Source organism: Halorubrum sp. GN12_10-3_MGM, from assembly GCF_005435235.1.
GTDB classification, from domain to species: Archaea; Halobacteriota; Halobacteria; order Halobacteriales; family Haloferacaceae; genus Halorubrum; species Halorubrum ezzemoulense.
In genome coordinates, this window is record NZ_SGUB01000032.1 from 14,296 (window position 1) to 34,302 (window position 20,007).

Below are 20,007 nucleotides of genomic sequence, written 5' to 3' on the forward strand. Positions count from 1 at the left end.
GAGTTACGCGAGGTCCCGATCGGTGTTCTCGGCGACAGTCTCCGCGGCCGCCTGGACGGCTTCTTCGGGCGACTGCTCGCCGTTGATCATCCGCTGTAACTCGGTCTCGATGGCCTGTGACACCTCTGGCGTGTCCGCGGTAAACCGGTATCCGGGCGCGTCCTGTGCGACCTCAGCGAAGAGCGCTCGTGCGGGCTGACCGTCGTAGAAGTCCAGTTCCTCGTCGAAAACCGGGTCGTCGTAGGTGGTCTCCAGCGCCGGGAAGAGACCGTACTCGTCATACATCGCCAGCTGCATCTCCTTGGTCGCCAGCGAGAACTCCATGTAGTCCCACCCACGCGCATGGGCCTCGTCGGACACCTGGTCGGCGATCATAAGGTTGGAGCCGCCCCAGTTCGACGCGCGCGGCCCGCCCGACTCCAGCGCGGGGATCTTGAACACTCCCCAGTCGCCCGCGGTGTCGGGAAGCTCGGCCCGCAGAGTCCCTTCCATCCACGCCGCCGAGGGGAGCGAGGCGATCGTCGCGTCGCCGTAGGCGCTGAACCAGGCGGACGTCCATCCTTCAATGTTGGCCGCGATATCGGCGTCATAGATCTCCTTTATATTGCGGGCCACACGGAGCGACTTCTCGTTGTGGATGTTCACCTCGCCGCTCTCGAGGAAGGGCTCGCCGGACAGCTGGCGGAACTGATACCGCCAGACGCCGGAGAGGTCCCCCTCAGGGAGGTTGAGCATATACTGGTCATCCGGGAGCTTCTGGCCCTCCTCGATGAACTCCTCCCACGTCTCGATGCTGTCCGGGTCGATATCGTGTTCGTCGTACACCGACCGGCGGTAATACACCGCCGTGGGACCGGTGTCCCACGGGAGCGCGTAGATGTCGCCGTCGACGGTGAGGGCCTCCCACTTCCCGGAGACGAAGTCGTCCTGAACGCCCGCTTCCTCGATCTCGTCGGTGAGCGGCGCGACGGAGCCCGTGTCGATGAACGACGGGCCGTCGACGGACTCCAACATGGAGACCGCCGGCGCGCCGGAGCCCGAGAGCAGGTTCGTCTGGAGTCGGTCCTTCATCGCGGACCGACCGAACTCCTCGACGGAAACCGTCGCGTCGTTCTCGGACTCGTACTCCTCAGAGGTTATCATCAGCGCTCGCGCGGCAACATCCCACCCCCACACGTTGATCTCCGACGCCATGCCGTTGCCGCCGTCGCTCTCGTCGCTGCCGTCGCTCCCGTCACTGCCGTCGCTCCCGTCGCCGCCGTCGCCGCCGTCTCCCCCACTTCCTGGGTCGCCGGTTCCGATACACCCTGCGAGTCCCGCGAGCCCCGCGAGTCCCGCGCCTTTCATGAGTCTACGTCGCCCGTATTGGGCGTAGTTTGGTTTGTTAGTCATGATCGAACCTGACTATCAGTCTCTTGCGTTACAGCTATATAAAATTACTGGGCATTTGTCCTAAAAACGGCTCAGAACCGCTTCATTTGTGTTTTCACGAGGTGAACAGAGGCGATATATATGCGTTTTTTCGAATTTGTTCCGTCCGAACCCAATAGTGTGAGCATAATGTAATTAATTTATAGACTACAACCATAATATAATACTCTTATCGGTGACTGTGTTCTCCTATACTAAACAAGTGTTATACCGCTGTCTCTCATACCACTCTCAGAAACGATGGGAGATACGGACACCATCACTGTTCAGGCGACGGAGACGTCCATGCAGATCGTCGAGGAACTATACGACCGTGACGGCGCCGGAGTCACCGAGTTAGCCGACGCGATGGACGTCTCGAAAAGCGCGGTTCACAACCACCTCTCGACGCTCCGTACGCTCGGTTACGTGAAGAACACCAACGGGACCTACGAGCTCACCCATCGATTCCTGCGGATCGGGTTCGGGACGAGAGAACGCAATCCCGTCTATCAGGCGGCGCAAAGCGAGATACGAAAACTGGCGCGGAACACAAACGCGGTCGCGAACCTCGTGGTTCCGGAGAACGCGGACGCCGTCTATCTACATCGAATCGGCGCCCGAGACCACCCGATCTCGATCGGTGGGAGCGTCAAGCTCCATGCCGCCGCGGCCGGCAAGGCGATCCTCGCGTTCCGGTCGGCGGACGCGGTCGACGAGTACGTCGGCCGTCACGGCCTCGACCCGAAAACCGACCGGACAGTGACCGACCGGGCGACGCTCCGCTCCGAACTTCGGTCTATCAGGGACCGGAACATCGCGTTCGACCGCGGCGAACTCGACCCGGACTGGCAGTGCGCCGCCTCCCCCGTCGTCGTCGACGGCGACCCTGTGGGCGCGGTCAGCGTCTCCGGCCCGTCAGACGAGATGCAGGGGAAGCGGTTGGAGGAAGACACAGCCGGACTCGTCTCCAGCGCCGCGAAGACTATTGAACTCGAACTGTTGTGACGCGGCGCGACCGCGCTCAACACGGTTTAATTTAATACCCCTCCCCGAAAGATACTCGCCATGCGAACCGACCGACTCGACCGGATCACGGACAGCGGCGTGATCGCCATCCTCCGCGGCGTCGGCGTCGAAGAGGCCCCGGCGGTCGCCGACGCCGTCACCGACGGCGGCGTGACGGCCCTGGAGGTGACGGCGGACACGCCGGACGTGACGGCCGCGATCGAGGCGGTCGCCGAGCGCGTCGACGACGCCGCGGTCGGGGTCGGCACCGTCCTCGACGCGGAGACCGCCCGCGCGGCGCAGCTCGCCGGCGCCGAGTTCGTCGTGACGCCGACGGTGAACCGAGAGGTGATCCGGACCGCGAACCGGTACGGGACGCCGATCGCGGCCGGCGCGTACACGCCGACAGAGGCGATCGAGGCGTTCGAGGCCGGCGCGGACTTCGTGAAGGTGTTCCCGGCGAAGACCGGCGGTCCCGCCCACGTCGCGGCGCTCGGCGGGCCCCTCTCGCAGGTCCCGCTCGTCCCGACCGGCGGCGTGACGGCGGACGACGCCGGCGCGTACGTCGAGGCTGGCGCGGCGGCGGTCGGGGTCGGCGGCGCCATCGTCGATCACGACGCGATCGAGGCGGGGGCGTACGACCGGATCGCCGCGGACGCGCGGGCGGTGGTCGAGGCCGTGTCGGCCGCGCGGGAGTGAACCGGGTGGCTCCGACTCGACGAGGGGGGGTTCCGACCCGACATGCACATATGCCGCCGCGAACGTCGTTCGGGTATGCGTAAGTCCGGACGGGTGTTCCTCGCCGGCGTCGCGGCGGCGGGCGTCGCGGTCGGACTGTTGCTGTTGGTCGGGGCGCCGACCTCGCTGGTCCCGACCGGCGCGCTCGGCGCGGCGATCCCCGTGGCGCTGACGTACGCCGTGATGACAGCGGCCGACGACGACGCTCAGTAGTCGCCGAGCACGCCGAGCCGCCGCGCTCGGCGTGTCGCCAGCTGGAAGACGAGGTATCCTCCGGCGAGGTAGCCCCCGGCGACCGCGACGAGCAGCGCCAGGTCGGCGGGCGGGAACTCCCACAGTCGGGTCCCGTCGACCATCGCGCGCTGGAGCATCGCGCTGCCGTGCGCCAAGGGGAGGACGCGCGTCCACGGGAGATCGAAGACGGGCGCCGAGATCAGCCCGACGAACCCGAACTGGAGGAGGTTGAGCCAGTTGCCGATCCGCTTGTACAGCACCGTCACGCCGCCCGCGGCGAAGCCGAGCCCGAGGACCGAGACGATCGACAGCCCGGCGACGGCGACCACCGTCACCGGCGCGAGGCTGAGCCGCGTCCCGGTCGCGAGGAGCATCACGGCGAGGATCACCGCGCTCGTGAGGAAGGTGCGCACCACCTTCGCGACCCCCTTCAGCAGGGCGACGGGCGCGAAGCCGAACGGCGTGGTGATGTGGCGTTCGAGGGTCCCCCACTGCACTTCGCTGCCGATGTCGTTCGACACCGAGGAGTACGCGCCCACCGACAGCGTCCACAGGAAGTAGCCGACGACGATCCCCTCGATCGAGTCCGCCAGCGCCTGTCCGGCGAGCAGCTGCCCGCCGAGGAACAGCGCGGCGAAGAAGAACAGCGACACCACGATCCCGCCGATCGCGTTGGCCGGGTACCGCACGAAGATCAGGAACTCCCGATAGAGGACCGCCCGCGCCAAGTGGTAGTAGGTGGCCGGCCGGGGCTCGTCGTCCGGCCGCACTCCGTCGCCGGGTTCGGCCGCGGCCGCGCCGCCCGGATCCTCCGGCGGGCTCGTGTCCGCGCTCATCGCCGGTCACCCCCGGACGGGGCGCCGAGGTCGCTCCCCGTGCGTTCGAGGAACACCTCTTCGAGGTCGGGCTGGACCGTGCGGATGTCCGAGACGGTGACGCCGGCCGCCCGCAGCGCGTCGGTCAGGTCGTACAGCCGGTCGCCGCCGGCCGCGACCGTCACCGCGGGCGGGCGCGCCTCGCGGTCGACGTCGAGGACCTCGAACGCCTCGCGGAGGCCCGCGACCGCCTCGGCGTCGAGGTCCGGGCTGGCCACGCGCACCGCGTCGCTCGCGGCCGCGCCGAGCAGCGCCTCCACGCTGTCGTCCGCCACGATCCGCCCGTTCGACAGCATGACGACGCGGTCGCACACCGCCTCGATCGTCGTCATGTCGTGGCTGCTGACGACGATGGTGAGCCCCTCCTCGACCGCCAGCCGGCGTAACTCGGCCCGGAGCGTCCGCGCGCTCTCCACGTCGAGCCCGAGCGTCGGCTCGTCGAGGAAGACCAGCTCCGCGCCGCCCGCCAGCACGCTCGCCAGCGACACCTTCTGTTTCATGCCGCGCGAGAGGTCCCGAACGGGCGTGTCCGCCTTGTCGGCCAGGTCGAGCCGGTCGAGCAGGCGGTCGTGACGCGCCGCCACGGAGTCGGGGTCGACTCCGCTGATCGTCGCGAAGTACCGGAGGTTCTCCCGGACCGTGAGCCGCCAGTAGTCGTTGCGCGCGCCCTCCAACATCGCGTCCACGTCGGCGTAGGCCGCGCGGCGGCCGTCGCCCACGTCGTTGCCGAACACCCGGACCGACCCCGCGTCGGGGACGACGATGCCCAGCGCGCACTTGATCAGCGTCGTCTTACCCGCGCCGTTCGGTCCGAGCAGCCCGACGACGGAGCCGCGCTCGACCGCGAGACTCACGTCGTCGACCGCCGTCACCGCGTCGTCGCCGTCGCCGAACCGCTTCGTGAGCCGCTCGACCGAGAGGGCGGGCGGGCCGGTCAGCCCGTCCGTCGACGCGTCGTCGTCCGCGCTCCGGGTCTCGTCGCGCTTGCGGGGACCATCGCTCGCGCTCGCCGCGCTCCGTGCCATTGATCCGGGGTACGAGCCGAGCGGGGATATATCCGCGCTCGCGCCCCAACGCGGACATGGACCTCGACCAGTTCGCGGCGGACGCCCCCGACGACGACGCGCCCGGCGACGCCCGCGTCTGCGTCGTCGCGACCCAGCCGGACACCTTCGAGCGCTGTCGCGCCGGCTTCTACCCCGCGCCGCGCTCGTACGACCGCACCCGCGCCGACTTCGCGTACATGGCCTTCTACCGGACCGAACCGGTGTCGGCGGTCACGCACTACGCCCGCGTCACGGCCCGCACCGAGCAGACCCGCGGTGAGCCCGGCCCGATGGACGAGGCCGACTGGAAGGCGCTCATCGACCCGTTTTCGGAGGAGCGCGTGGTCGTCGTCTTCGAGTTCGACGACCTCGTGCCGCTGGAGCGCCCGGTCGAGAACGACCTGAACGGCGTGCGCGGCGCGTGGTACTGCGCGGTCGACGACCTCCGCGAGGCCGGGACGCTGTCGGCGCTGCGCGAGCGGGCGGAGACCTGACCGGCCGGTCGTGATCACCGGCTCTACTGAGATACGCCGCGACGGCCGGGCGGACCCGCGAGACGGCACCTGAGCAGACCGAATTTTATTATCGACGAGACTCAGGGCGTTCACGATGCGGTACGGTGCCCTCCTCGCCCTCTGCGTGGTACTCGCGGGATGCGGCGGGTCGCTCGGACCCGGGTCGGCGCCGGCAGACGACGTCTGCCGCGGGGCCACGGGGGCCGAGACTCCCGAGTCGGTAGCCAGCACTGCGCCTCCCGACGCCTCCCGGGTCGAGGTCCGAGGTGACGGAGACAGGCTCCCGGTGAACGCCACCGTGGTCTGGCTGCGCGTGCTCGACCTCCACGGACTGTCGCCCGCGGAGGTTCCCGCCCCTGTTGTCAGGGTCGCTCCGGCCAGCGAGCAGACCTTCTCGCAGACCGATCTGGACGGGAACATGGACCGCTTCGGCAACCTGATCGGGTTAAACGAGAACCAGAGTCGAGACGTGACGCTGACCAGCCCCGACGGCTACGTCGCTCCCCCGGATTTCACCGACGGTAATTACTCGAGAGTGAACGTGGGGATCGGCGGGGACGACCCCGTCGCTGACGTCGAGGCCACGCTCGCCCACGAGTACGTACACGTCGTCCAGATCGAGACCGATTTCTGTTTGACCGACGAGGAACTGACACAGGTTCAGGCGAACGTCTCACCGGGGATGTTCGCCGCCGTCCGCGAGGGGGCCGCAGAGTACGTCGCCGATGTCTACGCCGAGCGCTACCTGGAGGGGATCGATCTCAGGGCCGAGCGCCGGGCGGCCTACGAGCGGGCCAGACCGAACGCCTGGAAGCTGTCCAGGGCCGGCTACTATTACGGCTATCGCCACGTCGCGGCCCGCGCCGAGTCGCCGCGACAGCTGCCGGCCGTGTACGAGACGCCCCCGGAGACGACGGAGCAGCTCGTTCACGGGCTGCGACCCGACGAAGCGCCGCCGGTTCCCCTGTCAGTCCGAGCCGGAGAGAAGTGGCAATCCCGCGGGACCGTCGGCGAGCTCCGCCTCCAGGTCGCGCTGACGGAGGGGGTGGCAGAATCGCGCGCTGCCGAGGCCGCGGCGGGGTGGGGCAACGACACGCTCCTGCGACGCGGTGACGACTACGTCTGGATCGTGCGGATGGACGACGCCGCGAACGCCTCCGATCTCGAAACGGCGCTGGAGTCCCACGTCGACGGGCTCGCGGCCGCCACCGATCCGATCGGCCGACCGTCGGACATCGCATACCGGGTCGTGCGGGTGGACGAGGAGACGCTGGGGCTCGTCGTCGGTGAGTCAACGACCGTCGAGAGCCTCCGTATTTCGGCTGAGGGCGAGGCGGTAAACGTCTCCACCGAGGCCGCGTAGCCGCCGGCCTCGGCGGCGGTTCGGTTTCGAGCGCGCCCCTCGACCGTGCGTCGCCTCAGTTCGTATCGAGGGTCGGGTCGAAGAGCGTCTCGACCCGGCAGTCGAAGTGTGCGGCGAGTTTGAACGCCAGTTCGAGCGAGGGGTCGTACCGCTCGCGCTCGATCGCGTTGATCGTCTGGCGGGACACGTCGACGGCGTCCGCGAGGTCGGCCTGGCTGAGACCGCGTTCCTCTCGGCGCTCCCTGACGCTGTTTTTCATCTGTATCGTAACCAGCCGTAGGTGAGCGCGAACAGTCCCGACTGGACCGCGATCGCCAGTAGCGCCCCGTCGAACGCCGGCGGCGGCGTGTACACGTCGATCTCCGAGAGGACCACCATCGTCGGCCAGAGCAGGATCATCCCCAAGGTGAAGACGGTCGCAGCGAGGGCTATCGCCCGGCGTTCGAGCGCGCGGTCGCGCTCGTCGAACAGGGGGACTGAGGTCCCCTGCCAGACCGCCAGAAAGCCGGCGAACCCCGCCCAGTACAGCGCGACTCCCACGACGGGGTACCCGACAGACTCGGCGGAGATAAACCCGAGGGTCCCGGCGAGGACGCTACCGGCCATCAGCCGGCGGTACCGGCGGATCCGGGCCTGTCTGGACGAGCCGCTCACGGCAGCAACCTCCGGACGCTCCAGTACAGGCCCTGTGCGGCGTCTCGGAGGGCCCCGGTCGGCGACAGCCCCGCGTCGGGGTCCGCGGCGGGCTCGAACTCGGTCCGGAGAGCGGACGCCGTGACGCGGCACACCGCTCCCGTGTGGACCCGACGACCGTCGGCGTCGCCGACCCGGAGGAGCGTCGCGCCGTCGGTGGCCCCGACGACGCGATAGACGCCGGGGTCGTGATCGCCGTCAGTGGGGCGGTAGTGTGCGCCGACGTCCACGGTCAGCACCCCTGTGACGCCACGGTCCCGTCGTGATCGACCAGCTGTGAGAGGAGGGCCGGCAGCGCGATCCAGCACGCGGCCGAGACGGCGAACGCGACCACGAGGCCGTCGATCGGCCCGACGGCGAGCCGGTCTTCGAAGTGGACGAGAGGGGTGATGGCGACGCCGCCCACGAGCAGCTGGAGGTACCAGGGCAGCGCCTCCAGCGTCGCGTGGTCGCCGAGCCGCCGTTCGATGGCGAATCCGGCCGCGAGTACAGCCACGAACACGGCGATACTCGCGAGGAGTGCGGTGGCCATCAGCGCTCACCCCCGTCAACGGCGGTGGTTCCCTGTCGATGCGTTCGAGAGCGGAGAGCGTCGTTCATTGGTGGTTTCCGGTAAATCGGCGGCGTCGTAAAGCGCGCTTTACAGTAAAGCGTACTTTACACCTCAGTATTAAATGTGTTGGTCAGTCGGAACGAGCCGGAGAAAGAGGTCCTAAGCAGTCGATGGTCTCGACGAAACCGCCGTTCGGAAGGGCGGCACGCGCTCGCCGTTCCGCTCCGCTGACGACACCGCTCCGTGCTCAGCGAGCGGTCCCCGTCTGTCCCTGAGAACGGTGGCGGGGCGAGAACGCCGGACCGCAGTCGCCGTTATCCGCCGTCGGCGCGCACCGAAGGCGTCGCGGCCGCGTCGACGCGCGCGATCCGGTCGTGCGCAGCGGGCGGCGTCGCGGCGTGCTCGGGGTGGAGACACGCGAACAGCGCCTCCAGCGAGTCGACGAGCCGGTGGCTCGGGCGGTTGAACAGCCCGTTGCCGTCGACAGCGTAAGCGCGGTCGCGGCGGACCGCTGCGAGGTCGTCGAAGCCGGGCCGCGCCGCGAGGTCGCCGACCGCGTCGACGGCCCGGTCGCGGTCGAAGCCGCAGGGCGCGATGACGAGGGCCTCGGGGTCGACCTCGCGCACGTCGTCCCACGCCACCGGCTCCGAGGGGCCGTCCGGCTGGAACGACGGGTCGCCGCCCGCGAGTTCGACCATGTCGCGAACCCAGTGGCCCGCGCGGATCGGCGGGTCGGTCCAGTCGAGGACGGCGACTCGGGGGCGGCCCTCGTCGGCGACCGCGCGCTCGGCGCGCTCGCGGACCGCGTCGACGCGATCGCGGAGGTCGCCCCGGAGCGCGCTCGCGGCGTCGGTCGCGTCGACCGCCTCGCCGATCCGCACCACGTCGTCGAGCGCGTCGGCGAAGGAGTGCGGGTCGCACGCGAGCACGTCTGGCGCGGGGTCGAGCCGCTCGGCGGCCGCGCGGACCTCGCTCGCGTCGACCGCGCAGACGTCGCAGGTCGCCTGCGTGACCAGCAGGTCGGGGTCGAGGGCCGCGAGCCGCTCCTCGTCGAGGTCGTAGACCGCGCCGTCGACCGCGCGCATCTGTTCGTCGATGTCGGCGGCCGAGCGGTCCGCGTGGTCGACGACCGTGCTCGTCAGCGTCGGTAACTCGCGGGCGGCGGGCGGGTGGTCGCAGCTGTGAGAGACGCCGACCGGCTCGACACCGAGCGCGAACAGCGTCTCCGTGGCGGAAGGCAGCAGTGAGGCGACGCGCATGCCCGAAAGAACGCGCTCGACGGGCAAAAGCGAGGGGGCCGGCCCGCGCTACTGGGCGGGGAGCCACGCGAGGAGGGGCCGCGAGACGACGTAGCCGGCGTACAGCAGCGTCGCGACCGCCAGGGCGGCTGACGCCGTTGGAACCACCGCGCCGTCGGGGCGTCGAGCGTGTTTAGCAGCGTGACGGCGAGCAGGGTACTCAGGAGGACGAACCGCGCGTCCCGCCGGTCCGTGCCCGGCCGTGGAACGGAGCTGGTGAAATGGTCGGTGGTTTCGCGGCCGACGCGACGCCTACTCCGTGACGGCCTCAGCGGTCGCCGTCGCGTACGCGGCCGCGAGGTCGCCGTTCGGCAGGGCGTCGAGCGCGGCCCCGCAGCCCCACCGGACGCGGTCGCGACGCTCGCCGGCCGGGAGCTTGTTCGTCGCTACCGTCTCGGCCGTGTCGAGGGCGGCCCGCGCAGTCGGCTCGTCGCCCTCGGCCGCCGCGGTCGACGCCGCGACGAGCAGCTGTTCGAGGCTCGCTCGCACGTCGTGAGGGACCTCGTCGGCGTCGGTCACGAGTTTGCTTCCCTGTCGGGTGTCTCGCCGAGCGTCGCGAGCGCGAACTCGGTACTGCTGCCGAGCGGGTCGGTCGCGGTCGGCGTCTCGACCTCGGTGAACCCCGCGGCGCGGAGCTGGTCGAGCGTGCGCTCGCGGCCAGGTGCGGAGAAGAACATCTCGCCGCCCATCCAGCCGCGCCGGACCGTCTCGAAGCGGCCGCCCGGCAGCGTCGTGAGGAGTCGCCCGCCGGGACGGAGGACGCGGGCGAACTCCGCGTACACCTCGGGGTGGCGCTCCCGCTCGACGTGAAACACCGCGTGGTACGCCGTGACCGCGTCGAAGCGGTCGGCCGCGAACGGGAGCGCCGACATCTCGCCGTGGACGAGCCGGGCCTCGGGGACGGTCTCTCGGGCGATGTCGAGCCCCCGGCGAGAGATGTCGATCCCGACGCTGCCCGGCGGGAGGTTCGCGAGCGTGCGCGCGCCGTCGCCGCAGCCGACGTCGAGGACGAGCGGGTCGCCGTCGCCGACCGCGGGGTCACTTGCCAGCGCGTCGAGCAGGTCGTCGATCAGCGCCGCGTCCGAGCCGTCGGGGTCGCGGCGGGCGGCGTACGTCTCGGCGACCTCGTCCCACGCGCGGCGCACCGCGTTGCGGTCCATACCGACGTGACGGGCGCGAGCGGCTTGATTTCGTCGGCGGTCGGGGCACGCTGGCGCCGGCGGTCGAGGCACGCCGGCGCCGCCGCTCGGCGTTCCGGGCGCGCGAAAAGATTGTCGGGGTTCGAGGCGGGGTCGTGCCCGACCGCGTCAGTCGTCGGCCGGGGCGCGCGGCTCCGCCGGGGGCTCGGGCTCCTCCGTCTCACCCGCCGGCTCGTCGACCGCGTCGGCGTCGGGGATCGCGTCGGGTTCCTCGTCCGCCTCCTCGGATCGGTGGCGTGCCCGGACCTCCTCCCAGGTCATCGCCTCGTCGTAATGGTGGCACATGGCAACTATTGACAAGCTCTGTTCGCTCATAAGCGTTACGTCGGTTAAGCGGGGTGAGAGCCCGCAAAGCGCGGTGTCGACGGGACGGACAGATCGGCCCGGGCGCCGAACTGACGGTCGCGGACGCCGGGCCGATCGGCGGGGGCGTCGACCGTAACGCCGGCTCAGTCGTCGGCCGGGGACGGAGTCGTCGCGTCGGCGCCCGCGTCGGGCGCGGGCCCGGCGACCGCCTCGGCGACCTTCTCGATGGGGTGCGGCGGGGCCGCGGCCGCGGCGTCGCGGTCGCCGAGCTGTGACCGGCAGGAGGCCCCGGGGGCGGTCACCGTCTCGCCGTCGCTCTCGTCGACCTGATCGAAGAGGATCCGACCGATCGCCGCCGAGAGGTCGTAGTGTTCGGACTCGTAACCGAACGACCCCGCCATCCCGCAACAGGAGGAGTCGAGCGGGTACACGTCGTAGCCGGCGCGCCGCAGCACGCCGACCGCGTGGTGGTCCTTGTTCGTCGCCTTCTGGTTACAGTGGCCGTGGTAGGTGAGCGACTCCGCGGGCGCGTCGAACGCCAGCCGCTCGTCCACGCGGCCGGCGTCGAGGTACTCCAGGACGCCGCACGCGGCGGCCGACACCGCTCTGACCTCGTCGCCGTCGAGCAGGTCGAGGTACTCGTCCTGAAACATCACCGCGTCCGAGGGCTCGACGAAGACGACCGACTGCCCGTCGCGGACGCGGGGCGCGAGCGCCGCGACGTTGGCCTCGGCGCGCTCGCGGGCCGCGTCGAGGAATCCCGTCGAGAACGCCGCGCGGCCCGAGGGCGCGAGGTCGTCCGGCACCTCGACGCGGACGCCGGCCGCCTCCAGCACCGAAACGGCGGCCTTGCCGGCGGCCGGGTAGCTGTAGTTGGTGTAGGTGTCGGGGAACAGCGCGACCGTGTCGGTCGCGTCGGCGGGGTCGACCGTCGAGCCCCCGCGCGCGTCGAACCACTCCTCGAAGCTCTCGGCGCGGAACGTCGGGAGCTCGCGGTCCGGGGCGATCCCCGCGACCGCGTCCATCACCTTGCGGGCGCCCGGGAGCTTCGTGGCCGCGTTCGAGAGCGGGGCGAGCGCGCTGCCGAGCGCGGAGAGTCGGTCGATGTCGCGAAAGATGCGCTCGCGGAGGCCCGCCCCCTCCCGCTCGTGGTGGTCGTGTTTCACCTCGGCCTTGAGCTTCGCGAGGTCGACCCCCGTGGGGCAGTCGCTCTTACACCCCTTACAGCCGACGCAGAGCCCGAGCACCTCCTCTTGGAACCGGTCGGAGTGGATCTCGTCGTCGTCGAGCTCCCCGCTGATCGCGGCCCGGAGCATGTTCGCCCGGCCGCGGGTCGACTGGACCTCCTCCTCGGAGGCGCGGTAGGTCGGACACATCACGCCGGAGTCGGTCTCTCGGCAGGTGCCGCAGCCGTTACACAGCTCGACGAGGTGCGAGAGCCCGCCCTCGTCGGAGAAGTCCAGCTCGGTCTGCGGCTCGATCGACTCGTAGGCGGGGCCGTACCGGAGGTTCTCGCGCATGTCCGTCTCGGCGGCGGTGTCGGGATAGCCCCGCTCGGCCGCGGTGTCGCCGTCGACGTAGACGACCTTCCCGGGATTCATCCGCCACTCGGGGTCGAACGTCGACTTGAGTTCCTGGAACGCCGCCCACAGCGCTTCGCCGTACATCTTCGGGTTGAACTCCGTGCGCGCGAGCCCGTCGCCGTGTTCGCCCGAGAAGGCGCCGTGGTGTTCCAAGACGAGGTCGGTGACGTCCTCGGAGATGGAGTGCATCTTCTCGACGCCTTCCTCCTCCTTCAGCGAGAGGATGGGCCGGATGTGGAGCGTCCCGCTCCCGGCGTGGGCGAAGTACGCCGCCGAGGTGTCATGATCCGCGAGGACCGACTCGAACTGCCCGACGTACTCCGCGAGCTCTTCGGGCGGGACCGTGGCGTCCTCGATGAACGGGTACGGCTTCGGGTCGCCCCGCATGCTCATCAGGAGCGGGATGGCGGCCTTCCGGAGCTTCCAGAGGTCTTCTTGGGCCTCGGGGGCGTACGCCTCCAGTACGTCGAACGCGTCGCCCTCGGCGACGAAGTGCGCCGTCGTGTCGGCGATCCCGTCCGCGAAGTCGTCGACCAGCTCCGAGTCCCACTCCAGCATGAGCGCCGCGGCCGCGCGCTCCGGGATCGGCTCCGCGTACTGCGCGAACTCCTGTGACCCGGCCGCCAGCGAGAACACCTCGTCGTCCATCAGCTCGACCGCGCTCACGGGGAACTCCAGCGCCTCCGGGACCGCCTTCATCGCGTCGACCAGCGAGTCGAAGGCGTACAGCGCGAGCGCCGTCTCCTCGGGTCGCGTGACGAGCGACACCTCCGCCTCGACGATCGTCCCGAGCGTCCCCTCCGCGCCGACGAACAGCTTCGAGAGGTTGATCACCCGCTCGCCGTCGTCGTTCTCGTAGATCACCTTGTGGAGGTTGTACCCGGAGACGGAGCGCTTGAGGTTCGGGTACTTCTCGTCGATCGCGGCCTCGTTCGCCTCGATGAGCGCGCGGGTCGTCTCGTACAGCGCCGCCTCCCGGTCGTCCCGTTCGACGATCGCCTCGTACTCCGGCGAGTCGAGGACAACCTCGCGGGTCTCGATCAGCGACCCGTCGGCGAGCACGACTGTCAGCTCCTCCGTGTACGCGTCGGTGATCCCGTACCGGACCGAGTGCGCGCCGGTGGAGTTGTTGCCGATGCCGCCGACGACCGTCGCCCGCGCCGAGGAGGCCGGATCCGGCGCGAACTTCAGCCCGTCCTCCGCCAGCCGGTCGTCGAGTCGGTCCTGAACGACCCCGGGCTGGACCACCGCCCTCCGGTCGTCCGGGCGCACCTCGACGATCCCGTCCATGTGCGTCGAGAAGTCGAGGACGACACAGCCCGGACCGACGCTCTGCCCGGCCAGCGAGGAGCCGGCCCCCCGCGGGATGACGGGGACGCCGTGGTCGGCCGCGACCGCCATCGCCGCCCGCACGTCGTCGATCGAGCGGGGGACGACGACGCCGGCGGGCCGGGCCTGATAGACGCTCCCGTCCGTGGCGTACAGCACCTGCGCGTACTCGTCGAACTGGACCTCGCCCGTCACGCGCTCGCGGAGGTCCGCCGCGAGCGCCCGATACGCGGGCACGTCCGGCCGATCGTGGCCGAGCGCGGCCGCCGACGTGTCCGGGGCAGGTGTGTCACCGTCCCTCGTGGGCTCGCTTGCCATGCTAACGACCGGGGGAGAACAGAGAATAAAACCTTTGTTCATGATAGTTTCGGCGGGGAGCGGGGTCCGACGTCGGCCCCGTGTCGTCGCTCCGGGGCGCAGTCGCTCTCGTCGCGTGTTGCCTCGCTGCGTCCGTCCGAGGCGTCCCTTCGCTGTGTCTACCCGAGGCGTCCTCCGGCTTGCCGTCGGGATTTATGCCGTCGCCGCGACAGCACGACGCATGGAGATTCTCCACACGTGTCTCAACGTGGCGGACGCCGACCGCGCCGCGGACTGGTACGTCGAGCAGCTCGGGTTCGAACGCGCTTGGGAGTTCACGACCGCCGACGGCGACACGCGCAACGTGTACGTCGCCGGCGACGGCGGCGTCGAGTTCCAGCTGTCTGACACGGACGGCGCGGCGCCGAGCGCGGACGGCGACCGCTACGACCACGTCGCCGTCGGCGTCGACGACGTGGACGCCGCGTTCGAGACGATCGACCACCACGGCGTCGTGAAGGAGCCGGGCGACCAGCCGGAAGCGGGGGCCCGGACCGCCTTCGTGAAGGACCCGGACGGCCACGTCGTCGAGCTGATCGAGCCTCTGTGAGCGGTCGGGCACCGAAGGCGGCGGTGCGTCCGGACCGGACGACGCGCGTACTTCGGCGGTCACCACCCGTCGTCGTCATCGCCGGGCCACACGTCCACGTCGACGTCGTCGAAGAACGCGGACGGTCCTCGACGACCGCCCAGACCAGCACCGTGATCAGCGCGAGAACGAAGAGGCGGCCGAACCGCCCCGCGTCCTCCGTTCCGAGGGCGTGGCCGAACGGCACCGCGTAGCCCACCCACACCAGCAGCCAGCCCCCTCGCCCGTTCGCCTCCGTCCCGTGGCGCGGAGCGCCACGTACTCGAGCCCGGCGACCGTCACGGGGAGTCCCGGGAGCGAGGAGAGCCGAAAGAGCCAGAACGCCGCGACGAACGTCGGCACCGCGACGACGTGGTGAACGAGCGCTCCCCACCTGCCGTCACCCATACCATTAGCGTGGCTCCGAATCGCAAAAAAAGCGGACGCCAGAACAGGGAGTGCGGCGCGCGACTCCTTACAGGATCCCGGCGGCCTCGGCCGTCTCGACGATGTCTTGGGCCATCTTGTTGGTCGCCTCGTCGACCATCTGGCCGTCGACGCTCACGGCGCCTTTGCCCTCCTCCATCGCCTCGGCGTAGGCGTCGACGATGCGCTTGGCGCGCTCTGCGGTCTCCGGGTCGGGCGCGAACACGTCGTTGCCGATCTCGATCTGCGATGGGTGGATCGCCCACTTGCCGTCGCAGCCGATCATGTTGGCGCGCTCGGCGGACTGCCGGAACCCGTCGGCGTCCTCGATGTCGGCGTACGGGCCGTCGAGACACGGCAGGCCGGCCGACTTCGCCGCCGAGTTACACTCGGAGAGCGCGTGGTGCCAGTAGTGGCCGGGGTACTCTGGGAACTGGCCGATGTCGAGCCCGGGCGTGCCCATCGCCGCGGAGTAGTCTCCCGGCCCAAAGATGATCGAGGAGAGCCGGTCGGAGGCGTGCGCGATATCGTGGACGTTGTGGATCCCCTCGCCGTCCTCGATCTGGGGCTCGAGGCCGATGGCGCCGACCTCCAGCCCGTTGTTCACCTCGACCTGCCGGAGCAGGTTCTCGACGGTGTGAATGTCGCTGGCGGACTTCACCTTGGGGATGATGATGTCGTCGATGGACTCGCCCGCGGCGCCGACGACGGTGATCACGTCGTCGTACCACCACTCCGTGTCGATCCCGTTCATCCGGAAGCTGAGGACCTTGTCGCTCCAGTCCTCCTCGCGGGCCGCCTCGATGAGGGGCTCGCGGGCGTCCGGCTTGGCGTTGGGGGCCACGGAGTCCTCGAGGTCGAGGAACACCTCGTCGGCGTCGCTGTCGGCGGCTGAGTGCATCATCTTCTCGTCGCTCGCCGGGGTCGCGAGCTGCGTCCGGCGAAGGGTAACGTCCGTCATCTGTGTCGAATCTATCACGCTCGTCCATGAAAATAAAGCTACCTTACGCGGGGTATTTTCGCCGGGTCGAAAACGAGTTAACGGCCGCCGAGCCGCGGCCGCTACGGCTTGACCAGCACCTTGATCGCCTCGCGCTCGTCCATCAGCCGGTACCCCTCGGCGACGCCGTCGAGGTCGACCGTCTCGGTGAAGATCGGCGCGGGGTCGAGCGTTCCCTGTAGCACGTCGGCCATCAGCTCCTCGGCGTATGCGCGGACCGGGGCGACTCCGCCCGCGAGCGTGACGTTCTGTCCGAACATCCCGAACACGTCGAGCCCCTCCTCCTCGACGCCGTAGGGGACGCCGACGTACCCGATCGTGCCGCCGGGACGGACGGCGTCGATCGCGGTGTTCATCGCGCTCGCGGCGCCGACGCACTCCATCACGTGGTTCGGCCCGCCGTAGGTGAGCTCTCGGATCCGCTCGACCGCGGCCTCACCGCGCTCGGAGACGGTCTCGGTAGCGCCGAACTCCTCGGCGAGTTCGAGCCGGTCCTCGTGGTGGCCGACGGCGACGATGCGCTCCGCGCCGAGCCGACGCGCCGCGAGGACGCCGCAGAGCCCGACCGCGCCGTCGCCGATGACGGCCACGGTCGACCCCGCCTCGACGCCCGCGCTGACCGCAGCGTGGTGGCCGGTGCCCATCACGTCGGTGAGCGGGAGCAGCGAGCGGAGCGTGTCCTCGTCGTCGGCGTAGCGGTCGGGCACGCGCACGAGCGTCCCGTCGGCGTGGGTCGACCGGACGTACTCGCCCTGTCCGCCGCCGTTGTCGCCGCCCCAGGAGTCGCCGTTCTCGCAGGAGGTGTGGAGCCCCTTCCGGCAGAACTCGCACTCGCCGCAGGAGATCGCGAACGGCGCGAGCACCCGGTCGCCGGGCTCGACCGAGGTGACGGCCTCTCCGACCGCCTCGACGATCCCCATCGGCTCGTGGCCGACTGGGGAGCCGGGGTCGCGCTCGCTGTCGCCGCGGTAGAACCAGAGGTCGGAGCCGCAGACCGCGGTGTGGGTCACGCGGACGATCGCGTCCGTCGGCGCCTCGATCTCGGGCCGGGGTCGCTCTTCCACGCCGATGTCGCCGGGACCGTTGAAGACGGCTGCTCGCATACAGTTCGCTTCCGGCGCGGGCGGCAAAAATGAGAGGGTGACGGAAGTCGCTCGGGCGCGGACCGACCGACCGATCAGCCAGCGGTGCCGTTCGTCGGCGGCTGGCCGGGCCCCGGCTGCGTCGGGCCCGTGGATCCGCCGTCGCCGGGCGGCGTCCGGTCGTTCGTCACGAGGAAGTCCGCGAGGTTACCGATCAGCGCGTCGTTGTCGGCGCGCCTGGCGTTGTCCGGCGACAGGAAGTCGCTGTCGCCGATCATGACGACCTCGTCGTTGCGGACTAACAGCGGCGCGTCCGTGGGCGCGCGCGTCGTCGAGAGCTCGCTGCCCTCGATCGGGCGCAGCACGTCGGCGCCGCCGGCCGGCGTCCCGACGGGCGTCGCCGACGGGAACACCGCGCGGTCGACGCCCTCGGTCAGCGACGCGTCGCCGGTCGCCTCGGCGTACACGCGCTGGTAGTTCAGGTCGTTCTCTTCCATGTTGTACACGTACCCACTCTCGGTCGTGACGTCGAGCGTCGCGTCGAGAGACGCCGCGCCCGGCTGCGAGTACGCCGCGTCGGGCTCGGTGGCGAGCACGACGTGACCGCCGGACTCGACGAACGACTCGATCGCGTCGAGCTCGTCCGGCTCGTAGTCGGTCCGGAACGTCACGAACGCGTCGGCCTCGGCGAGCCGCTCGCCGAGCTGGGTCGTCTCCTCGGCGCCGGGCCGCGCGGGCCGTCGCTGCTGGTCCGGATCGGGGACGTACACGCCCACCTCGTGACCGTTCTCGATGAGCGCATTCGCGAGCGGCCGGATGTCCCGGTCGGCGACGCCGCCGCCGCCGAGCCCGATGAGGCTGAAGGGGAGCACCGGACGGGCGGTGGCCGGTTCGACGCCGGGGTCGACGAGGACGGTCTGGGAGCCGGCCGAGGCGTCCATCTCGACCGTCGCCTGCCCGGGCGTGTCGTTCGCGATCAGGTCTGGGTTCTGGTAGTGGTCGTTCTGGATCGCCGGGGCGGGCGCGGCGCCGTCGGCGGTCACGTAGCCGGCGACCGCGGCGCCGCCGGTGACCGCCGCGAGGGTCACGACGAACGCGGCCGCGAGGGGGGCGACGCGGGTCACGCGCCAACACCTCCGCTGAGCCGCGCCGTCTCGTTCCCCGGCGTCCCGCGCTCGGTCGAAGCCGCGCCGCCGGTCCGCACGTCGGTCTCGGAGAACCGCTCGATCGTGTCGACGTGCGGGACGGCGGGCGTGTACACGTACGTCGAGGGCATCGGCTTCACGTCGGCGTACCCGGGGTCGTTCGCGTGGATCGCGACGATCCCGGTGTCGGTCCGGACGAGGAAGGGGATGCCGAACTCCTGTCCGGTCTCGCGGGTGTCGACCGTGTACTCGCCGAGTTCCTCCTCGGTCGCAGCCGCGTGAATCGCCTCGTTGAGCGAGCCGATCTCATCGGCGAAGCCGTTCTGAACGGCCTCGGTACCGAGGTAGGTGTCGGCCTTCGCGACCTCCTCGCGGGGCATCTCGAACTCGTCGCTACGCTCGGCCATCATCGCGTTGATGAACGTGTCCGCGAGCGTCTGTTGTTCGGCCCACGCCTGCGTCGGGTTGCTTCCGGCCTTGTCGGGGCCGCTCGGTCCGAGCGCGGTCGACGACGCTCGGGGCGCGGGAGCGTTCAGGCCGATGCTGCCGACCGTCGAGGTCGGGAGCACGTAGATCTCGTCCGCGGGCGCCATCGCGTAGTAGCCGCCCGAGGCGCTGATCGACTGGACGCTCGCGATGACGGTCATGTCATCGCTCGTCCGCTGGACCGCCTTGTACATCCGCTCGGAGGCGACGGGCGCGCCGCCGGGCGTGTCCAGCTTGAGGACGACCGCGCCGACGGACTCGTTGGCGCGGATGTCCGCTAGTTCGCTCTCAACGTCGTCGGCGAGGGCCGTGTTGACGGGCCCCTCTATCTCGACGACGGCGACGGTATCACTCGGTTCGTTTGTCGCCGCGTACACGCTCGGAGCGAGCACGGCGCCGACCAGAGCCGCGGCCAGCACGACGACAGCCACCTGCTGTCGCGACGTGAGGGCCGTGGAGGGCTTGTCTGCTGACATCGCCGTCTTATACGATCGGCAACTGTATGATAAAAACAACGACTCCGGGACGACGACGCCGCGAGCGACGGGGGCGAGACGGGTGGGCAAACCCGTCGCGAGGCCGGGAAGCGATCGCGCCCGTCGCCTACGGCTCCAAGACGACTCGGAACCGCGCCTCGTTGTCGGCCATCCGGTCGTACGCCGCGGCGACATCGTCGAGCGCGAACGTCTCGATCTCCGGCGCGATGTCGCGCAGGGCGCTGAACTCCAGCGTGTCCTGCGAGTCGCGGGCGTGCCCCGAGCCCCACCCCTCGACGGCGCCCCGCGTCCCGACC

General features: G+C 70.2%; 23 protein-coding genes and 1 pseudogene. 6 read left to right on the forward strand and 18 right to left on the reverse strand.

Going from position 1 to position 20,007, the window contains the following annotated elements; genetic code table 11:
• Positions 1-3 precede the first annotated feature (3 nt).
• Entirely contained in the window at positions 4-1,347 is a 1,344-nt protein-coding gene (locus tag EXE47_RS16485; protein ID WP_137703438.1) for an extracellular solute-binding protein, read from the reverse strand.
• Between the two features lie 324 nt (positions 1,348-1,671).
• Here EXE47_RS16485 and EXE47_RS16490 point away from each other — a divergent pair, with 324 nt between their 5' ends.
• The 3 genes from EXE47_RS16490 (at position 1,672) to EXE47_RS18555 (ending at position 3,369) form a co-directional block, all read left to right on the forward strand.
• A complete protein-coding gene (locus tag EXE47_RS16490) occupies positions 1,672-2,418 on the forward strand; it encodes an IclR family transcriptional regulator (protein WP_049931886.1) in 747 nt (248 codons plus the stop codon).
• 60 nt (positions 2,419-2,478) lie between these two features.
• Positions 2,479-3,117 (forward strand): bifunctional 4-hydroxy-2-oxoglutarate aldolase/2-dehydro-3-deoxy-phosphogluconate aldolase, encoded by a 639-nt coding sequence (locus EXE47_RS16495; RefSeq protein ID WP_049931885.1) that lies wholly within the window; start codon positions 2,479-2,481, stop codon positions 3,115-3,117.
• Between the two features lie 75 nt (positions 3,118-3,192).
• Positions 3,193-3,369, forward strand: coding sequence for a hypothetical protein (locus EXE47_RS18555; protein ID WP_155120039.1), 177 nt, complete (start codon positions 3,193-3,195; stop codon positions 3,367-3,369).
• Here EXE47_RS18555 and EXE47_RS16500 read toward each other — a convergent pair.
• Both EXE47_RS16500 and EXE47_RS16505 read right to left on the reverse strand, forming a co-directional pair.
• The gene (locus EXE47_RS16500; RefSeq protein ID WP_049931883.1) at positions 3,363-4,226 is read right to left on the reverse strand and encodes an ABC transporter permease; all 864 of its coding nucleotides are present in this window, start codon (positions 4,224-4,226) and stop codon (positions 3,363-3,365) included. The two genes, EXE47_RS18555 and EXE47_RS16500, sit on opposite strands and share 7 nt — an antisense overlap.
• Complete coding sequence (locus tag EXE47_RS16505) at positions 4,223-5,290, reverse strand: ABC transporter ATP-binding protein (RefSeq protein ID WP_086215459.1); 1,068 nt, start codon at positions 5,288-5,290, stop codon at positions 4,223-4,225. Before EXE47_RS16505 ends, EXE47_RS16500 begins: the two co-directional genes overlap by 4 nt.
• 56 nt (positions 5,291-5,346) lie before the next feature.
• Here EXE47_RS16505 and EXE47_RS16510 point away from each other — a divergent pair, with 56 nt between their 5' ends.
• Both EXE47_RS16510 and EXE47_RS16515 read left to right on the forward strand, forming a co-directional pair.
• Positions 5,347-5,805 (forward strand): hypothetical protein, encoded by a 459-nt coding sequence (locus EXE47_RS16510; protein ID WP_049931879.1) that lies wholly within the window; start codon positions 5,347-5,349, stop codon positions 5,803-5,805.
• A gap of 115 nt (positions 5,806-5,920) precedes the next feature.
• A complete protein-coding gene (locus tag EXE47_RS16515) occupies positions 5,921-7,189 on the forward strand; it encodes a hypothetical protein (protein WP_089308865.1) in 1,269 nt (422 codons plus the stop codon).
• 55 nt (positions 7,190-7,244) lie between these two features.
• Here the strand turns inward: EXE47_RS16515 and EXE47_RS16520 are convergent, their stop codons facing one another.
• From EXE47_RS16520 to EXE47_RS16555, 9 genes are all read right to left on the reverse strand, one after another.
• On the reverse strand, positions 7,245-7,448 hold the full coding sequence (locus EXE47_RS16520; RefSeq protein ID WP_049931877.1) for a helix-turn-helix transcriptional regulator: 204 nt from the start codon (positions 7,446-7,448) through the stop codon (positions 7,245-7,247).
• Positions 7,445-7,843 (reverse strand): hypothetical protein, encoded by a 399-nt coding sequence (locus tag EXE47_RS16525; RefSeq protein WP_089308864.1) that lies wholly within the window; start codon positions 7,841-7,843, stop codon positions 7,445-7,447. Before EXE47_RS16525 ends, EXE47_RS16520 begins: the two co-directional genes overlap by 4 nt.
• On the reverse strand, positions 7,840-8,112 hold the full coding sequence (locus EXE47_RS16530; RefSeq protein WP_199237918.1) for a hypothetical protein: 273 nt from the start codon (positions 8,110-8,112) through the stop codon (positions 7,840-7,842). Before EXE47_RS16530 ends, EXE47_RS16525 begins: the two co-directional genes overlap by 4 nt.
• Positions 8,113-8,114: 2 nt before the next feature.
• Positions 8,115-8,414, reverse strand: a complete 300-nt coding sequence (locus tag EXE47_RS16535; RefSeq protein WP_089308862.1) for a hypothetical protein — start codon at positions 8,412-8,414, stop codon at positions 8,115-8,117.
• A 335-nt stretch (positions 8,415-8,749) separates the two neighbouring features.
• Positions 8,750-9,694: an ABC transporter substrate-binding protein gene (locus tag EXE47_RS16540; protein ID WP_089308861.1), complete on the reverse strand. Its 945-nt coding sequence runs from the start codon at positions 9,692-9,694 to the stop codon at positions 8,750-8,752.
• 291 nt (positions 9,695-9,985) lie between these two features.
• Positions 9,986-10,252, reverse strand: a complete 267-nt coding sequence (locus EXE47_RS16545; RefSeq protein ID WP_089308860.1) for a hypothetical protein — start codon at positions 10,250-10,252, stop codon at positions 9,986-9,988.
• Positions 10,249-10,893, reverse strand: a complete 645-nt coding sequence (locus EXE47_RS16550) for a class I SAM-dependent methyltransferase (RefSeq protein ID WP_049931868.1) — start codon at positions 10,891-10,893, stop codon at positions 10,249-10,251. Before EXE47_RS16550 ends, EXE47_RS16545 begins: the two co-directional genes overlap by 4 nt.
• A 147-nt stretch (positions 10,894-11,040) precedes the next feature.
• The gene (locus tag EXE47_RS18825; RefSeq protein WP_167373103.1) at positions 11,041-11,217 is read right to left on the reverse strand and encodes a hypothetical protein; all 177 of its coding nucleotides are present in this window, start codon (positions 11,215-11,217) and stop codon (positions 11,041-11,043) included.
• A 164-nt stretch (positions 11,218-11,381) separates the two neighbouring features.
• Positions 11,382-14,468, reverse strand: a complete 3,087-nt coding sequence (locus tag EXE47_RS16555; protein ID WP_137703437.1) for an FAD-binding and (Fe-S)-binding domain-containing protein — start codon at positions 14,466-14,468, stop codon at positions 11,382-11,384.
• A gap of 220 nt (positions 14,469-14,688) precedes the next feature.
• On the opposite strand from EXE47_RS16555, the gene EXE47_RS16560 reads away from it, so the two are divergent.
• Positions 14,689-15,057 carry a VOC family protein gene (locus tag EXE47_RS16560; RefSeq protein ID WP_049931864.1) on the forward strand — a complete coding sequence of 123 codons (369 nt, stop codon included), beginning with the start codon at positions 14,689-14,691 and terminating at the stop codon, positions 15,055-15,057.
• A gap of 156 nt (positions 15,058-15,213) precedes the next feature.
• On the opposite strand, the gene EXE47_RS16565 is transcribed toward EXE47_RS16560, so the two are convergent.
• From EXE47_RS16565 to EXE47_RS16590, 6 genes and pseudogenes are all read right to left on the reverse strand, one after another.
• Entirely contained in the window at positions 15,214-15,483 is a 270-nt protein-coding gene (locus EXE47_RS16565; RefSeq protein WP_086220733.1) for a hypothetical protein, read from the reverse strand.
• A 67-nt stretch (positions 15,484-15,550) separates the two neighbouring features.
• Complete coding sequence (locus tag EXE47_RS16570) at positions 15,551-16,462, reverse strand: CoA ester lyase (RefSeq protein ID WP_049931863.1); 912 nt, start codon at positions 16,460-16,462, stop codon at positions 15,551-15,553.
• A 101-nt stretch (positions 16,463-16,563) separates the two neighbouring features.
• Entirely contained in the window at positions 16,564-17,604 is a 1,041-nt protein-coding gene (locus EXE47_RS16575; protein ID WP_049931862.1) for a zinc-dependent alcohol dehydrogenase family protein, read from the reverse strand.
• A 74-nt stretch (positions 17,605-17,678) separates the two neighbouring features.
• Positions 17,679-18,707: a DUF4350 domain-containing protein gene (locus tag EXE47_RS16580; RefSeq protein WP_089308858.1), complete on the reverse strand. Its 1,029-nt coding sequence runs from the start codon at positions 18,705-18,707 to the stop codon at positions 17,679-17,681.
• Positions 18,704-19,690, reverse strand: coding sequence for a S49 family peptidase (locus tag EXE47_RS16585; RefSeq protein WP_049931860.1), 987 nt, complete (start codon positions 19,688-19,690; stop codon positions 18,704-18,706). Before EXE47_RS16585 ends, EXE47_RS16580 begins: the two co-directional genes overlap by 4 nt.
• Before the next feature lie 127 nt (positions 19,691-19,817).
• Positions 19,818-20,007: pseudogene (locus tag EXE47_RS16590) on the reverse strand (alcohol dehydrogenase); the annotation flags it as partial.